Raw genomic sequence first — 17,183 nt, 5'->3', positions numbered from 1 at the left:
CCTTTGAATTAAATCTAGTATTTTCATTATATACTAACTATTTATATTCTAACAAATTTCTTATCCTTAAATCATAATTTTAAATTTTTTTGTAACCTTTTTGTAACTATATGCAATATAAAAAAAAGTATAATTAATATATTAAAAATATTAGTCAAAGAATACAGGAGGTAGTATCATGAAGAAGCTATTATTATGTGGAATTTTAAGTTTAGGTCTAATCTTAAGTGTGGGATGTTCAAATGTAGAAGAAACAAAAGATTCTCAAGAACCTACAACTTCAACAAGTGAATCAACTGATAATGAATCAGTAAATAAAAATGAATCTAAAGATATAAATGAAACAGTAATGGATCAAGTAAAACTTATTGATAAAAATTTAGATACATACGAGAAAAAAGAAGTTAAGTTACCTGCTATAAAAGAAGGTTGGGAAGAACAAACACTTTCTCTTTGGAGTAAGGATGGAAATCCAATGAAATTAACAGCTACAGAAGCAGATGATATGGGTAAAATGGATGGCTTATCTTCTGCTTACTTCAAGAATGGAAAATTAATATTCTATAAAGCTCCTTTTTCAAACCATGTTTTTGAAAATGAAAAAATGGTTCTTTGGATGGATGAAAATATGAATGTTTTAGATATACCTGATCAAAATTTTGAAAGTGCTCAAAATGGTATGTTAAAAGTAACAAAAGAACGTATTAGTGCTTTTAATTAATATACTTCTTAATATTAATTAAAATTCTATAAAGTTAAGCCCAAAATAAATGGCATCAAAATACCGCTCATGTGTTAAATATTTTTAATATAACTAAGAATTACATCTTATTGAATATCCTAAAAATTCTAAACTCCCTAACGGTCAGACAACGAATTTTCTTAACGTATATTCAAACGCTGTAATCCGAGTTTTATAAAAAAACATTTAAATCATTCGCTAACATTTTAATGTCATTTATTTTTTTAATTTCTATATTAAACTTTAACTATATTTAAAGGAAGTAAAATTTCCTGCCTCAAAAGAGGGATGCGAATAAAAAAACTCCCCTTTTTGGTATTTAATCTCAATATTGATTATTACCAAAAAGAGGATTTTTTTGATTTAAATTAATAAATCTAGTAACTTTTCACCCTTAATTTCTTCGTTATTCCATTTAATAACTGCAAAATTACCTTTTGAAATTTCATTAACTTTATTTATCCAGACTATTTCATTACTTGCTTTTGCTTTGAGAATTTTATTAGTTGTATTTGTAGCAAATAAACTTGAATTAATTATCCACCACTTACTATTTATTCCTGCACGATTTAAGTCATCTTGTAGCCTCATAGCTTCATATACTGGTGTAGCTTCAGCTAAAGCTACTATTACAACCTCTGTTTCTTTCTCATTTCTCAACCTTGGTAAAAGTTTTTTAACTGATTCAGGAATATCTCCCTGTGAACGCTCAATTTCTTTATGATAACTTTGTGTTGAATCTAAAAGTAAAAGTGTATGTCCAGTTGGTGCTGTATCTATTACAACAACTTCATTTTCACTTTTTTCAACTATCTGAGCAAAAGCTCTAAATACAGCAATTTCTTGAGTACAAGGAGATCTTAAATCTTCTTCTATATATGCAAGGTCTTCTTCACCCATAGTTTCTCTTGCTTTGCTTAATACTTCTTCTTTATACCTTTCAAGTTCCTTTTTCTCATCAATATGACTTAATGTAATTCCATAGTTTTCATCAAGCACAAATTTTAAATGAGCCGCTGGATCAGTAGTTGTAAGGTGAACTTTTTTCCCTTTTTTTGCAAGACCAAGTGCAATAGTAGCTGCTATAGTTGTTTTACCAACGCCACCTTTTCCCATTGTAAAAATAACTTTTTTATCAGAATTATAGAGATTTTCAACAACATCTTTTAACTGAGGTATTTTATCTATTTTTAGAGTTTCATTACTATACTTAACATTATCTTCTTTTAAAAAGGCTCTTATATTTTCGATACCAGTAACATTATATGGTCTAAGTGGTATTTCAAATGTTTGTAAATCACTTAAATAGTTTGAAATATTTTGTAATGCATTTTGTTGTTTATTAAAAATATTAGTAGATAAATCATCATCATAACTCTTAAGTACACCATTTATTATAAGAACTTGATTTTTTATTCCCAACTCTAAAAGTTCCTTTGATGCCCTTTCAGCTTCCTTTAAAGGAGATACTTCTGGACGAGAAACTAGTATCAAAGTAGTTAAGTTTTTGTTTGCTAAAGTCTTTACTGCATTTTTATAAACTTCTTTCTTACTTTCAAGTCCTGCTAATTGACCTAAGCATGATGCTCCATGCTTATTGTCACTGATAAAATCACTCCAAGCCGATGGAAGTTGTAGCATTCTAAGAGTATGACCTGTTGGTGCTGTATCAAATATAATATGGTCAAATTCTTCTTTCGCTTTTTCATCTGTTATAAAATTTGAAAATTCATTGAATGCTGCTATCTCAACTGTACATGAGCCTGAAAGTTGTTCTTCCATATTTTGTATTGCTACATCAGGTAGCTTTCCACGGTATGGAGCTACAACACTTTCTTTATATTCATTAGCAGCTTCCTCTGGATCAAAATTAGCTACTACTAAATTTGGAACTTCTTTTATCTGAACACCCTTATTATTTAATTCAGTATTGAATACATCCTGCAAGTTTGAAGCTGGATCTGTACTTATAAGCATAACCTTTTTGCCTTGGTCAGCTAATGTTATAGCAGTTGCACAAGCTGTCGATGTCTTACCAACTCCACCTTTTCCAGTAAAAAATAAATACTTTGTTATATTTAGTTCATTAGGATTAAAATTAATCATTTAATAAAACCCTCCCTTCACTTAGCAGCATCCACCATCACAACCACAGCCTTTAGACTTTGAAGATTTTAGTGAATCACTTGTAATATCTAGTATTTTGCAAAATTCTTCATTTGTAAGATATTCTTTAGTTTTAACTACTTCATCATTTACAATTGTTACTGGTAAAACATCTGTGCCTTCACTATTTAATAATTGATTTATTATCTTATTATCTACAAAAGCTTGTGGCTCACTTGATAAATTATATCTTTCAACTACTATTTCTTTATTTTTTAGATTATTGATAACAGTTGATAATCTTAATAACTCTGGGTCTACTGAAGGTCCACAAACCCCTGTTGAACAACACATTGCTGGATCAAATATAATTATTTTTTTCATAAATAAAACCCCTTTTCTTTTTATATATTCATAAAAACTTTATAGTTTTTATGTCCACCCGATAAATTATATACTTCTTTAAATCCCATGTTCAAAAGCACATTTTGTGCTGCATTTCCTGTTACTCCTTTATTGCAATAAGTAACTATTGGTTTATTAAAATCTAATTCTTTTGCCTTTTCACGAAGTTCACCTAAAGGTATACTAATTGCACCATCTACATGGGCTTCATCATATTGTTTTTTTGCTCTTGCATCAATAATTACAATATCTTCTCTATTTTCTAACCTTTTTATTAATTCTTTAGGTGTTATTAATTTTCTATTTTTACTTATTGCATTATCTAAAGCCATTCCAGTATACATAACAGGATCTTTAGTAGTTGAAAAAGGAGGTGCATAAGCTAAATCTAAATGAAATAAATCCTCAGCTTTTGCTCCAAATGTAATAGCTGTTACAAAAACATCAATTCTTTTATCTACTCCTTTTTTACCTACTATTTGAGCACCTAATATTTTCCCATTTTTACGATCTGCAATAGCTTTAATAACCATTTCACTGCTTCCCGGATAATAAGTTGGTTGATTTGGTTTAATATTATGAATAATTTCTATATCATATCCTAATCTAACAGCTTCTTTTTCTGATAATCCTGTTTGTGCAATTGCTAAATCAAATACTTTAAAAATACCTGTGCCTAAAATACCTCTAAAAGTTAAAGATCCTCCTGTAATTTGATCTCCAACAATTCTTCCCATTTTATTAGCTGTAGAACCTAAAGGATGATATATAGGCTGTTTTGTAATAAGGGATAAACTTTCAACACAATCTCCTGCCGCATAAATATCTTCAATGTTAGTTTGCATTTTTTCATTTACTTTAATAGCTCCAGTTTCTCCTAAAGTAATTCCAGCTCTTTTAGCTAAATTAACATTTGGTTTTACTCCTACTGCCATAATTACTAAGTCTGCTTCAATCTCTTTTCCTGAATCAGTTACAACAGTATTTATCTTTTCTTCTCCTATAAAATTAATTACTTTTTCTTTAAATAATAAAGAAATATTTTTTTCCTTTAAATATTTTTCTACATTTATTGTTACATCCTTATCCATAGAAGGCATTATTTGATTTTCTCTATCTATAAGAGTTACCTCAATTCCTCTATTTGATAAGTTTTCAACCATTTCTAATCCAATAAATCCGCCACCTACTACTACAGCTTTTTTAGGCTTGTTTTCTAAAATATACTTTCTTATATAATCTGCACTTTCTACGTTTCTAACTGAAAATACATTTTTTTTATTTATACCATCTATAGGAGGTACAATAGGAGAAGCTCCTGTAGCAATAACTAGCTTATCATATGAATCAATAAATTCTTCTTGTGTATTTAAATTTTTAACTAATGCTTCTTTTTTCTTTGCATCAATGCTTAAAACTTCATGCCTAGTATAAATATCAAAATCATAGCGTTTTTTAAACCATGAAGCATTTCTTGGTGTAAGTTCTTCCCTTTTTTCAATATCTGTACCAACATAATAAGGAATACCACATCCTGAATAAGAAATATCACTATCTTTATCGTATATAGTAATTTGTACATCTTCTGTATTTCTTTTTGCTTTTGCTGCAGCAGAAGTTCCAGCTGCAACAGATCCAACAACAATAATTTTCATTTGTTTACCTCCTTTACGAACAAGTCGATATCTTCATATAATATACTCTCTCTTGTTTTTATTTACTTTCTTCGAACCAATGTCTTGTATTATTTGCTATTTTAACAAGAACAAGCATTAGAGGAACCTCAACCAATACTCCAACAACAGTTGCAAGTGCTGCTCCTGATTTTAGTCCAAATAAAGATATAGCAACGGCTACTGCTAATTCAAAAAAGTTACTTGCTCCTATCATTCCTCCTGGAGCTGCTATATTGTGCGGAAGCTTCCATACTTTCGCCGCCAAGTATGCAATAAAGAATATAAAAATCGTTTGAATAATTAAAGGTACTGCTATTAATGCAATATGCATTGGATTGTTAAGTATTACCTCTCCTTGGAAAGAAAATATTATAATCAAAGTAAGTAACAGACCTATTATTGTTATATTGTCAAACTTTTTAAGAAATATATTTTCAAAATACTCTATTCCTTTACTTTTTATAATATATTTTCTAGATAAATATCCTCCTAATAAAGGAATTACAACAAATAATACTACTGATAAAAACAATGTGTCGTACGGTACAACTACATCACTTACTCCAAGTAAAAATGCAACAATAGGAGTAAACGCAAATAATAAAATCAAATCATTTACTGCAACCTGTACTAATGTATAAGCAGGGTCTCCATCTGTTAGATGACTCCAAACAAATACCATTGCAGTACATGGTGCTGCTCCTAAAAGTACTGCTCCTGCTAAATAATCAGATGCTAAATTTGCTGGAATTAAATTCTTAAAAACTACTTTCAAGAAAAAGCCCGCTATTAAATACATTGTAAATGGTTTTATCAACCAGTTTGTAACACAAGTTATTGTAAGCCCTTTTGGCTTTTTTGTAGCATTTACAATACTTGAAAAATCAATTTTAAGCATCATAGGATAAATCATAAGCCATATAAGTATTGCTACAGGAATAGATACTTTTGCATATTCAAATTTACTTAACGTATTAGGAAAAGCCGGAAAAATCTGACCTATAGCTACACCTATTATTATGCATAAAGCTACCCATACTGTAAGATACTTACCAAAAAAGTCTAGTCCTCCACTTTTTTTAATTTCTTTTTCTCCCATTACAATAATCCCTCCTTATTAAAATTTAAATTAAACTTTATTCATCACAGCTTGATTTTACATTTTTGCAAATACACTCTTCTTTAAAAGACGTTAGTATATTTATAAATTCAGTTGATTCTTTTATTGTTTCTATATTCAAAGAATATCTCATCCATTTACCTTCTTTTATTGCCTTTATCAAGTTTGCCCTTTGTAAAATTTTCATGTGATGTGAAATAGTCGGTTGGGTTAAATTTAATCCTTCCATAATATCACAAGCACATAATTCTCCACATGAAAGCATATCTAAAATAAGAAGTCTATTTTTATCTGATAGTGCTTTAAATATCTCTACCATTTCATCCATCTTTTGTTCCAATTTATTCCCTCCTTTAATGTTATATAGATATATTTAAATGTATCTATGTATAGTATATGCGTATACTCTATAATGTGTCAATAATATTTTGAAAATATACATAATTTATAACAAATAAGGAACCTATACTTAAAAAAATATAGGTTCCTTATTTGTTATAAAAATCAGGCAATAAATAATACTTAATTTCCTAAATATCTATATAATGTAGATTTACTAATACCAGTTTCATTTTTTATTTCAGCAAGAGTATACTTCTTACTTTCATACATTTGAATAGCTCGTTTTACATTTTCGTCAGATTTTCTTGGTCGTCCTGTATTAATTCCCTTTTGTTTTGCTTCATGTAATCCTTTTTTTGTTTTTTGGCTTATAACATCACTTTGAAATTCAACTAGATGTTTTACTATATCTATAAAATTATATCTAGACGAACTGCTTGTATCAATATTCTCAGCAATAGATTGCACATAAGCACCTTTTTTATCAATTATCTCTAATAGGTCTACTAAATGGTGTGTGGAATCAGCTAATACAAAAAGCTTTGTAACAACTAGTTTATCATTTTTTTTTATTATACCTAGTACATTTTTTAGCTGGGTTCTTTTTTGGGATGATGAATGTTCCTCTGAGATAATTGTTTCGCAATTTACTTTTTTTAATTTATTTAATTGATTTTGGCATTTCAAATCTTCTTCATACGGTCTCATATATCCAATCAGCATACATACACTCCTATTATTCAAGCTCTTTCTTTATATTATACCATATTTTTATTCATAAAAAAGTTTCAAAACAGTTCCTTTTTGGAACGATATGTGTTAAACTATTTTATTGTATAGTAAAATTGCTTTTATTAGAGTATTAAAATAAAAAATAATAGATATGAGGTGTATAAAAAATTGATTAAAAAATTAAAGACAGAATGGTTTTCAAATGTTAGAGCAGATATTCTTGCTGGAATTGTTGTAGCACTAGCTCTAATTCCGGAGGCAATTGCATTCTCCATTATTGCAGGAGTAGACCCAATGGTTGGGTTATATGCTTCTTTTTGTATTTCAGTTATCATTGCATTTGTAGGTGGTAGACCTGGAATGATTTCAGCTGCAACTGCTGCTATGGCATTATTAATGGTTCCTTTAGTAAAACAACATGGATTAAATTATTTATTAGCAGCAACAATATTAACAGGTGTTATACAAATAGTTTTAGGTATGTTAAAAATAGCGAAAGTAGTTAAATTTATTCCACGAGCTGTAATGATTGGTTTTGTAAATGCATTAGCAATTTTAATTTTCATGGCTCAGATACCACATTTTATTGGAATTTCTAATATAACGTATATTTTTGTAGCAATCACATTATTAATTGTATATATATTACCTAAATTTATAAAATCTATTCCAGCCCCATTGATAGCTATTATTTCATTAACTGCTGTCTCTATTTTTGTAAATTTAGATTTGAGAACAGTTGGAGATTTAGGATCTATCACAAGATCATTGCCTGTGTTTTTTGTTCCAGATATTCCATTTTCTCTTGAAACACTAAAAATAATTTTCCCATATTCTATGGCTTTAGCTATTGTTGGTTTATTAGAATCATTATTAACATCATCAATTGTAGATGATATGACTGATACTGAGAGTGATAAAAATAAAGAATCCAAAGGACAAGGAATTGCAAATATTATTACAGGTTTCTTTGGTGGTATGGCAGGATGTGCAATGATTGGACAGTCTGTTATTAACATAAAATCAGGTGGACGAGGAAGATTATCTACTTTAGTAGCAGGAATATTTTTAATGTTTCTAATCATTGTATTAGGTGATTTAGTTGTAAAAATACCAATGTCTGTTCTTGTAGGAATTATGATTATGGTATCTATAGGTACGTTTGACTGGTCTTCGTTCTCTTATTTAAGAAAAGCACCTAAAAGTGATTCTGTTGTTATGTTAGCAACAGTTATTATCGTAGTTACAACACATGATTTATCAAAAGGTGTTATTGCAGGTGTTATATTGAGTGCCTTATTCTTTGTTGCTAAAATCTCAAAAATCAAAGTAACTGAGCGAAAAGAAAACCAAAGTATTATATTCGATATAAAAGGAGAACTCTTCTTTGCGTCTGTTCAAGGATTTGTCGAATCATTTGATTTTACTGTGAAAAATGAAAATATTATTATTGATTTCTCTAATACACATGTTTGGGATGATTCAGCTGTTGGAGCTATTGATAAAGTAGTACTTAAATATTACGAAAATAATAATAAAGTCACTATTTCAGGTTTGAATTCTTCTAGTACAAAACTAGTAGATAAACTAGCTGTATATAATAATGCGAATGCAAAATTATCAGCACATTAACATATCGTTAGGGGATGGTCAAATGTATAATACTATATTACTAGCTGTAGATGGATCTCAGCACTCACTTAGATCAACAGAAGAAGCAATAAAAATAGCTTCATTATCAAATAACTGTACTATCGAAGTTGTTTTTGTAGTTGATTTTGAAAAATCAAAAAGTGAAGTTATTCATACTCAAGGAAAAGAAGAATTAAAATTGTCAAGACGTAAAAAACTTTTATTTATTGAAGAAAAGTTAAAATCAAGTAAAGTATCTTATCAAACAAATATATTACATGGAGAACCAGGCCCCACAATTGTAGATTATGCAAATAAAGGGAACTTTGAGTTGGTTATTATAGGTAGTAGAGGTCTTAATACATTTCAAGAAATGGTATTAGGAAGTGTTAGTCATAAAGTAGCAAAAAGAGCTAAATGTCCTGTTTTGATTGTAAAATAAAAAAACTCGATTTTGATGAATTTCTTTTCAAAATCGAGTTTTTTCTAATTTTTTATATGTTAAAAAAAGTATCATCTATATTATTTAATAAAGATGTTTTATTTTTGATTTGGTATATATGAAGTTCATGCAAAGACCTTGTCATAGCTACATATAAGAGTTTTATGTCTAAATCTGTATCCATGTAATTTTCTTGTATATTTACAATAAATACAGTGTCAAATTCAAGCCCTTTAGCTAAATGAGATGGAATAACACCGATTTACCTTCCTTAAATTAATTCTGATTTTTTATAAATTTCTCTTATTTCTTCCTCTGAAATAAAAAGAAGTAAACTATGAGCTATAATTATAATCCCTGGTATATTAATTAAAAGTCTAGTAACTGCAAATTTAGCTCCAAGTGAAGATATTTCAAATAAAAACATAGGTATCTTAGTGGTTGACCAAGCTCCTATAAATATCAATATATTAGTGAATTTTACCCCTTTTTTCATAAATACAGCCGCTATTGGAAATGCTCCATATAAAGGTCCCGCTGCTGCTGAACCTAATATCATCGAAAGAACTACTCCTTTTATTCCTGAATTTTCTCCCATATATTTTGTCATTATTTCTCTAGGAACCCATATATCTAAAAGCCCTAAAAGAATAAATATAGGTGGTATTACAAATAACATTTCTTTAAAACTATAAATAGATATACTTGTTGCTTTTAACCCTAACTCTTTATTAAAAATATACAACATTAATATAATTACAATCGCTCCTAAAAATAATTTATATTTTTTCAATATTTTCATTTTAACCAACCACCTTACCAATTATATATGCCACTAAAAAAGAAAATATAAAGGCTAATATATTTCTTAATAGGGTTATTTTTTTACCAAAATAATTTATTTCAACAGGTACAGTAACTATTCCAACCATCATTAGTGTAGATATAAAAGCCCCTATTTGCATATATCCAGCTCCATTTTTTAAAATCATAGCAGCTGTTGGAAATGCAACGAAACCTGGAATTAATGTAATAGATCCTACTAAGCCTGATACAATTACTCCAAACCATCCTGATTTATTTCCTATTAAATTAGCTATTACATCTGGATTTATACAAGCAAGGAGAATTCCAACCATAATAATAATAGATAAAAATTCAGGTAATATTTTTTCAAAAGACTTCCATGCTTTTTTTAGTGCCATTTTCGTTTTCTTTTTATCTCTTATATACGATATCATTAACAATATAAGAGTAATTATATATAACAAGTAATTCAAGTTAACCCTCCTCTTTTTATTCGTATTCTATAAAACCAATAATTTAGTTGAAGTATCCTATATATCTACCTTTTTTATATTTTATTATTTAATAACTTTTTTAATTTCTTCAGGCTTTACAACTCTTCCTGATATTTTTACCTTTTCATCTACAACAAGTGCTGGTGTCTTCATAACTCCATATTTCATTATTTCTTTAAAATCTTCAACCTTTTCAATAGTAGCTTCCATGCCTAGTTCTTCTAACGCCTTTTGTGTATTCTCGTATAATACCTTACAGTTTTTACATCCTCCACCTAAAATTTTAATAATCATAAAATCTCCTCCTTTAATTTATTCTTACTTTATATAAATAAAAATACTAAGCTGATTAAAGAATATTTTACATAAGTAAATGTGCTATAGCATTAAACATATAACCTACTAAAATAATTGCAACGCCTGTAATTGCTACAAATATAGCTATAAGCTTTGGTTTTATTACTTTTCTTAATAAAATCATCTCTGGAAGTGATAAAGCTGTTGTTGCCATCATAAAAGAGAGCGCTGTTCCTATTCCTACGCCCTTAATAATTAAAGCTTCTGCAATAGGTATTGTTCCAAGTGCATTAGAATAAAGCGGTATTGCAAGAACAACTGCAACAATTACTGCTAATGGGTTTTTAGGTCCTGCATATTTTGCAAGAAGTGGCGCTGGTGCCCATCCATGTATTAATGCTCCAATTCCAATACCTATAATTAAGTATATCCATATCCTTTTTACTATATCTTTTACATTTTGAATAGCAAAATCTATTCTTTGTTTTCTTGTTAATTCTTCGATTTCAGATTCTCCCATTTTTATTTCATATACATATCCCTCTATTTCTTTTTCTAACTTAAGACTTCCAATTAATACGCCTCCAACAACCCCAACAACTACTCCTGTTACAACATAAGTTACAGCTATCTTCCACCCAAATGAAGCTAGTAGTATTGCAAAAGCTGCCTCATTTACAATAGGGGAAGTAATTAAAAATGAAAATGTTACTCCAAGCGGTATTCCAGCTTCAACAAATCCTATAAAAAGCGGAACAGATGAACAAGAACAAAATGGAGTTACAATTCCAAGAAGCGAAGCCATAATGTTTCCTTTAATTCCATCGAATTTTTCTAGTTTTTTCTTTGTTTTTTCTGGTGGAAAATAACTTCTAATATATGATATTGCAAATATCATTATTCCTAGAAGTATTATTATCTTTATAGTGTCATAGATAAAAAAGTGAACACTTGATCCTAACTTTGATGCCATAGGAAATCCAAATACATTTTCAACAAGCAATATTACTAAGTTATAAAGCCATTTAAATTGAAGAATACCATTAAACCATTCTAACATGTTAATTTCCCCCTAACTTTTCATTTATATCTTTTATATTATTAACTACCATTTGTTCTATAATTTCTATACTTTTAAGTATCTGAGTGTTTTTAATACTATAGTGCATCCATAATCCATTTTTTTGTGCATTTAAAAGTCCTGCGTCTTTTAATATTTTTAAATGCTGGGATAAATTTGATTGACTAAATTCCACATCTTTATTTAATTCGCATACACATAATTTTTTATCACTTAGTTTCTTTATTATTTTTAACCTTATAGGATGTGCTAATGCTTTAAATATCTTAACTTCTATATTTTCTAAATCCATAATTTCCTCCTCTTCTTTAATAAATAGATATAAGTATATTAGTATTTTCTAATATGCTTATATATTAAACCTCTTTAAATTCTTTGTCAATACATTTTTCCCCAATTGAAGAATAATATCTAACTCTTGATTATACTAAACAGTATCACATTATTCATACATATATGATATCCTTATCTCCAATTTTATCCGAAAGCTAAGAGTTCTAAGACTCCACCTTCTTAAGGCTGGAGATAAGAACTCTACAGCTTCTAGATAAGTTTCACTTGATTTAATAGTTTATTCAACACTATATGCTTCAATATATTATTTTTGACCGTGTTCAATAATTAAGAATTTGCCAAATATTAATTTTAGTTGCACTCGCAACAATTTTATGTTAGAATCATATTTAGTTGCGATAACAACTAAAAAAACACTTTACGCTATTGCATAGCTCATGGCGCTAACGAGTCCTACGGGCTCCGTTGCTTAAATAAAGGAGAGATTAAATTGAAATATAAAGATAAGCATATAATAGGCAAGTCTATATCTATATTATACAGATACAGCCAAATATTTTTTAATGATGAATTTAAAGAATTATCAATAGGTAAAGGTCAATATATGATTTTAATGTGTCTTTATTGGCATAAAGGAATAACTCAAGATGATATCGCAAAAAAACTTAGAATAGATAAAGCAAATGTAGCACGAGGTGTTAAAAAGTTAGAGGAGGAAGGCTATGTCACAAGAGAAGTAGATCCAGATGATAAAAGAGCATACAGATTGTATACTACTGAAAAAGCTATAAAAGTCCAACCTCAGATATACGATTCACTTATAAAATGGACGAATATAATAACCGACAATATATCGAATGATGAAATAGAACAATTTATAAAAACTATAACAAAGTTAACTATAAATGCATGTGAATACTCTGGAGACGTAAAGCTTGCAAATCATTTGAAAAGTAAGGAGTGATAAATATGAACGAACGTAATCAAATGCTAGAAACAGGGGATATAAAAAAGACTTTATTTAAATTATCCCTACCAGCTATAATAGGTCTTTTAGTAAGTGCTCTATACAATATAATAGATGGTATATTTATAGGCAAAGGTGCAGGGCCTTTGGCTTTTGGAGCTCTTACAGTAGCATTTCCTATCCAAATGGTATTAACAGCAGTAGCCCAAATGGTAGGTATGGGAGCATCATCTGTATATTCAAGAGCCCTTGGTGAGAAAGACTATGAAAAAGCAGAAACCGTAGTAGGTAATGCATTTTTATCTAATATAGTTTTAGGTATTTTAATGGTATCTATTGGCCTTATGTTTATAGATCCGATACTATTATTATTCGGTGCTACAACAGAAATAATGCCTTATGCTAAAGATTATGTAAGCATTATATTATTAGGGAGTTTATTTAATCAATTTGCTATGTCTACTAACTCCCTTATAAGGGCTGAAGGAAATGCAAAAGCTGCAATGTTTACAATGCTTGTGGGTGCTGTACTTAATACTATACTGGACCCTATATTTATATTCGGATTTAATATGGGAATTGAAGGTGCTGCTATTGCTACATCTTTATCTCAGTTCTTTTCATTTTTATTTGTAATATATTATTTAAAAGGTGATAAAACAAATATGAAGCCTAAGGCTCATCATTTTAAGCCACATACAAATATATTAAATCAGATATTTTCAATTGGCTTTTCATCTTTTGCAAGACAAATAGCTAGTAGCTTTGTAGCTATACTTTTAAATCACTCGCTTAAGATATACGGCGGAAACGATGCTTTTGCAATCTACGGTGCAGCTTTTAAAATATTGATGTTTTTAATGATGCCTTTATTTGGTATAGTTCAAGGAGTTCAACCACTTATTGGCTACAACTACGGTGCTCGTCAAATGGATAGAGTAAATAAATCTATAAAGTATGCTATAATAGCAACTACCGTATTTGCAACTACATCAGTAGTTTTTGGTATGATATTTCCAAAACAACTTATGAGCTTATTCTTAAATGACCCCAAGTTAATTGATCAATCAGCTTCAGCTCTTAGAATAATACTTATTTGTATGCCAGTTATAGGAATTCAATCAGTTGGAGGATCTGTTTATCAATCTATCGGAAAGGTTATTCCTGCTCTTGTATTGTCTGCTTTAAGACAGGTAATATTATTCGCTCCATTACTAATTATTTTACCTAGTATAATTACTCCTTCAATACTTGGAGTTTGGATTACTTTTCCTATGTCAGATGGTATATCAACTATAATAACAGGTATTATGCTAAAAAAAGAAATGAATACAATGGCAAAACAAAATGGATAGACCTTTAGGTCTATCCATTTTAGAATGCTGTATTATGTCCTACATAACATGCTATTTGATTTTCTAAAAACAAATCCTGTATTTCTTCAAGCTTTTTAATATCTGTTCCGTCTTCATCTTTGTATTTATACTCTTTACCTAGTTGCCTCCACTTAGACTCTCCAAGTCTATGAAATGAAAGTATGTTTATTTCAAACAAGTCATTCTCTTTCATAAATTGAATAGTATCAGTTATGTTTTGATATGTATCATTAAAATCTCTTATAACAGGCATTCTAAGGATTAGCCTTCCCTTCCATTTACTCTGCTTTAAAGACTTTATATTGTTTAAAATAATATCATTATATACTCCAGTCTTTTGCCTGTGCATATTTCTATTTATATGCTTTATATCTATGAATGCAAAATCTATATACTCCATGATTTTTAAAAATGTTTCATCGTCTTTATATGCAGTAGTTTCAATAGCAGTGTGGAAATAGTTATTTTTGCATTCTTTCAATACATTCATTAAGAATTCACTTTGTAAAAGTGGCTCTCCACCACTAAATGTAACTCCCCCTTCACTACTCCATGAATGTGAGTCTCTATTAAGTACTTTCATTATTTCATCAACACTGTATTCTTTCCCACAAACTTTAAATGCATCATAGTAGCATTTTGAGCTACATTCAAATGTATTACAATTCTTGCATACATTCCAATTTAATGTTGGTACATCATTGAATATCAGACCCCCATGAGGGCATGCATTTTTACAAACAGTACATCCTTTTTGATATTTGCAGCTAGTTTCGCTAAACATTATATGTGGCTTTAAACTCCAGCTTTCAGGATTTGCACACCATTCACATCTTAAAGGACATCCATTCATAAAAACTGTAGTTCTGCATCCAGGACCATCATGTACCGAAAAGCTCTGTATGTCAAATAATATTCCTTTATCAGTTACTTTCATTTCAAATTCCTCACTTTCGCTTTATCCGAAATCTAAAAATTCTAAGGCTCGCATACCATTAAGGCTGGAGTCTTAGAACTTAATAGCTTCTATATTAGTCTAACTTTAATCCTTATCTATAGATAATGGAAGAAGCATTGCCACTATAGCAGATATTGCGAATGATGCCATGGCAAACTTTAGTGAATTATAATAACTTCCAGATACATCATACAAATAAGCTCCCATAAAGCTTCCAAGTGCAGGTCCTATCCCCATAACTATAAGAGTTGATAATCCCCATATCTTTCCAAACGTCTTATTTCCATAAACAGATGCTGCATACCCTGCAACTCCACCAGGTTCAATCGCCCAATACACAGCAAATATTATACAAGATACTATACTAAGAGTTGCTGCTCCTTTTCCTGTCATCAAAGCAATACAAGCTATAACCCCCATTATAGGTGCGAATATTAACATATATTTTCTGCCCTTTGTTTCATGATTTAACTTCTTAACCATCTTATCTGCCACAACTCCCATTAAAGGCATTGTAAGTATTCCTGCTATTCCTATTGCAACATAAAGGTTAGTAGCTGTAGATAAAGATAAGTCACAATCTGCCATCCAATACTTTACAATCTGAGTCCAAACTAAAAACTCTGCAACCATACTAGTTAGAAATGCTATTATAGCACCCCATATAGGGAATGTAGAAAATGCTTGTTTTATACTCCACTCTCTATCATTCACATTATTTTTCTTGGTTTTTAGTGTATCCATACCAAAAGGCTCAAGTCCATAATACTGAGGATTTTTCTTAGCAACAAAAGTAGCTATTATCAAAGCTATTAATACTACCAGAGATAATATCCTCATAGCAAATCTCCAGTCCATAGTTGCAAGAACCTGCTTAGCTCCAAGACTTAATACAACCTGTGCCACAGGAGCTCCCATAAATGCTATACCCCACATAGTTGCGTATGCTTTTCCTACATACCACTTTCTAACTGATACAGTTGATGATACCCAAAGCATACCTGTTCCTATTCCTGCAAATACAGCATATGGAATCAAATATGACATATATGTTTTGGCAAAGCTTGTTACCAAAAATCCTAAAGAACCGCTTAAAGCACCTAAAAAATAAGCAGGCTTAGTTCCCCATTTATCTATAATCATTCCACTAAAGAATGCAGTTACTGCATAAACGCTCATCATAAGTGAATAACCTAGAGTTAGTTTAGATGCACTCCAGCCAAGATCTTTCGCCATAGGTCCTTGAAGTACAGAAAAAGTAGCTCTATAACCAAACAAACAAAATACTGCAAGCCAAGATGCAAGAACTACCATGTACCCTAGGTTTTTTGCTTCCTTTTCACTTACTCTGCTCTCTAGCATTTAATATCAATCCTTCCAATTAGGACATATTCAAATAAATAATTAGTCAGTATGCTAGTCTATTTATTTTCATATGCCTTATTTCCTATATTATTTTTTTAACTCATGCTCATTACATGTTATAGCATTTAAATCTCCATATGTCCAATTATCTTTATCAAGACCTGTGCACATTCCTAATTCATCTTTATCAGGGTTTTTAAAATGAGAACAATTTCTACACTTAGGACATAGTTCAAATACTTCACATACATCAGAATCTATATTAATCATATTTCCTGTTATTCTGCAAATTCCCTTCGCAGCATCCATAGGCGAAAAATTCAAACAATCATTGTGTTTTAACATAA

General features: G+C 29.7%; 20 protein-coding genes. 5 read left to right on the top strand and 15 right to left on the bottom strand.

Features of this window, described 5'->3' with window-relative positions; translation table 11 throughout:
* Positions 1–178: 178 nt before the first annotated feature.
* The gene (locus Tmeso_RS03755) at positions 179–721 is read left to right on the top strand and encodes a hypothetical protein (RefSeq protein WP_099188410.1); all 543 of its coding nucleotides are present in this window, start codon (positions 179–181) and stop codon (positions 719–721) included.
* Between the two features lie 384 nt (positions 722–1,105).
* Here Tmeso_RS03755 and arsA read toward each other — a convergent pair whose 3' ends face one another.
* The 6 genes from arsA to Tmeso_RS03725 form a co-directional block, all read right to left on the bottom strand.
* The gene (gene arsA, locus Tmeso_RS03750; RefSeq protein WP_099188408.1) at positions 1,106–2,848 is read right to left on the bottom strand and encodes an arsenical pump-driving ATPase; all 1,743 of its coding nucleotides are present in this window, start codon (positions 2,846–2,848) and stop codon (positions 1,106–1,108) included.
* Positions 2,849–2,869: 21 nt separating this feature from the next.
* On the bottom strand, positions 2,870–3,232 hold the full coding sequence (arsD, locus tag Tmeso_RS03745; RefSeq protein WP_099188406.1) for an arsenite efflux transporter metallochaperone ArsD: 363 nt from the start codon (positions 3,230–3,232) through the stop codon (positions 2,870–2,872).
* Between the two features lie 20 nt (positions 3,233–3,252).
* On the bottom strand, positions 3,253–4,908 hold the full coding sequence (locus Tmeso_RS03740) for an FAD-dependent oxidoreductase (protein ID WP_099188404.1): 1,656 nt from the start codon (positions 4,906–4,908) through the stop codon (positions 3,253–3,255).
* A gap of 58 nt (positions 4,909–4,966) precedes the next feature.
* Entirely contained in the window at positions 4,967–6,028 is a 1,062-nt protein-coding gene (gene arsB / locus Tmeso_RS03735; RefSeq protein ID WP_099188402.1) for an ACR3 family arsenite efflux transporter, read from the bottom strand.
* A 37-nt stretch (positions 6,029–6,065) separates the two neighbouring features.
* Positions 6,066–6,389, bottom strand: a complete 324-nt coding sequence (locus tag Tmeso_RS03730; RefSeq protein WP_330400290.1) for an ArsR/SmtB family transcription factor — start codon at positions 6,387–6,389, stop codon at positions 6,066–6,068.
* A 182-nt stretch (positions 6,390–6,571) separates the two neighbouring features.
* Positions 6,572–7,114, bottom strand: coding sequence for a recombinase family protein (locus tag Tmeso_RS03725; protein WP_099188400.1), 543 nt, complete (start codon positions 7,112–7,114; stop codon positions 6,572–6,574).
* Between the two features lie 165 nt (positions 7,115–7,279).
* On the opposite strand from Tmeso_RS03725, the gene Tmeso_RS03720 reads away from it, so the two are divergent.
* Both Tmeso_RS03720 and Tmeso_RS03715 read left to right on the top strand, forming a co-directional pair.
* Positions 7,280–8,755 carry a SulP family inorganic anion transporter gene (locus tag Tmeso_RS03720; RefSeq protein WP_242967861.1) on the top strand — a complete coding sequence of 492 codons (1,476 nt, stop codon included), beginning with the start codon at positions 7,280–7,282 and terminating at the stop codon, positions 8,753–8,755.
* 22 nt (positions 8,756–8,777) lie between these two features.
* Positions 8,778–9,197 carry a universal stress protein gene (locus tag Tmeso_RS03715; protein ID WP_099188396.1) on the top strand — a complete coding sequence of 140 codons (420 nt, stop codon included), beginning with the start codon at positions 8,778–8,780 and terminating at the stop codon, positions 9,195–9,197.
* A 52-nt stretch (positions 9,198–9,249) separates the two neighbouring features.
* Here Tmeso_RS03715 and Tmeso_RS03710 read toward each other — a convergent pair whose 3' ends face one another.
* The 6 genes from Tmeso_RS03710 to Tmeso_RS03685 form a co-directional block, all read right to left on the bottom strand.
* Entirely contained in the window at positions 9,250–9,450 is a 201-nt protein-coding gene (locus Tmeso_RS03710) for an ATP-binding domain-containing protein (protein ID WP_278281323.1), read from the bottom strand.
* A gap of 18 nt (positions 9,451–9,468) precedes the next feature.
* Positions 9,469–9,999 (bottom strand): permease, encoded by a 531-nt coding sequence (locus Tmeso_RS03705; RefSeq protein WP_099188392.1) that lies wholly within the window; start codon positions 9,997–9,999, stop codon positions 9,469–9,471.
* Position 10,000: 1 nt separating this feature from the next.
* On the bottom strand, positions 10,001–10,477 hold the full coding sequence (locus Tmeso_RS03700; RefSeq protein ID WP_330400289.1) for a permease: 477 nt from the start codon (positions 10,475–10,477) through the stop codon (positions 10,001–10,003).
* Positions 10,478–10,561: 84 nt separating this feature from the next.
* Positions 10,562–10,792, bottom strand: a complete 231-nt coding sequence (locus Tmeso_RS03695; protein ID WP_099188390.1) for a thioredoxin family protein — start codon at positions 10,790–10,792, stop codon at positions 10,562–10,564.
* A gap of 67 nt (positions 10,793–10,859) precedes the next feature.
* Positions 10,860–11,855 (bottom strand): permease, encoded by a 996-nt coding sequence (locus tag Tmeso_RS03690; protein WP_099188388.1) that lies wholly within the window; start codon positions 11,853–11,855, stop codon positions 10,860–10,862.
* Between the two features lies 1 nt (position 11,856).
* Entirely contained in the window at positions 11,857–12,168 is a 312-nt protein-coding gene (locus tag Tmeso_RS03685) for an ArsR/SmtB family transcription factor (RefSeq protein WP_099188386.1), read from the bottom strand.
* A 492-nt stretch (positions 12,169–12,660) separates the two neighbouring features.
* Here Tmeso_RS03685 and Tmeso_RS03680 point away from each other — a divergent pair, with 492 nt between their 5' ends.
* A complete protein-coding gene (locus Tmeso_RS03680; protein ID WP_099188384.1) occupies positions 12,661–13,134 on the top strand; it encodes a MarR family winged helix-turn-helix transcriptional regulator in 474 nt (157 codons plus the stop codon).
* 5 nt (positions 13,135–13,139) lie between these two features.
* Positions 13,140–14,492, top strand: coding sequence for an MATE family efflux transporter (locus Tmeso_RS03675; protein WP_099188382.1), 1,353 nt, complete (start codon positions 13,140–13,142; stop codon positions 14,490–14,492).
* 19 nt (positions 14,493–14,511) lie between these two features.
* Here Tmeso_RS03675 and hpdA read toward each other — a convergent pair whose 3' ends face one another.
* The 3 genes from hpdA to hpdC form a co-directional block, all read right to left on the bottom strand.
* Positions 14,512–15,450: a 4-hydroxyphenylacetate decarboxylase activase gene (gene hpdA, locus Tmeso_RS03670; RefSeq protein ID WP_099188380.1), complete on the bottom strand. Its 939-nt coding sequence runs from the start codon at positions 15,448–15,450 to the stop codon at positions 14,512–14,514.
* Positions 15,451–15,555: 105 nt separating this feature from the next.
* The gene (locus Tmeso_RS03665; RefSeq protein WP_099188378.1) at positions 15,556–16,833 is read right to left on the bottom strand and encodes an MFS transporter; all 1,278 of its coding nucleotides are present in this window, start codon (positions 16,831–16,833) and stop codon (positions 15,556–15,558) included.
* 90 nt (positions 16,834–16,923) lie between these two features.
* Positions 16,924–17,181, bottom strand: coding sequence for a 4-hydroxyphenylacetate decarboxylase small subunit (hpdC, locus tag Tmeso_RS03660; protein ID WP_099188376.1), 258 nt, complete (start codon positions 17,179–17,181; stop codon positions 16,924–16,926).
* Between the last annotated feature and the right edge of the window lie 2 nt (positions 17,182–17,183).

This window comes from Tepidibacter mesophilus, assembly GCF_002724055.1.
GTDB classification, from domain to species: domain Bacteria; phylum Bacillota; class Clostridia; order Peptostreptococcales; family Peptostreptococcaceae; genus Tepidibacter_A; species Tepidibacter_A mesophilus.
The sequence above is the reverse complement of the archived record's forward strand: the minus strand, read 5'-3'. Positions and strand labels throughout refer to the sequence as shown.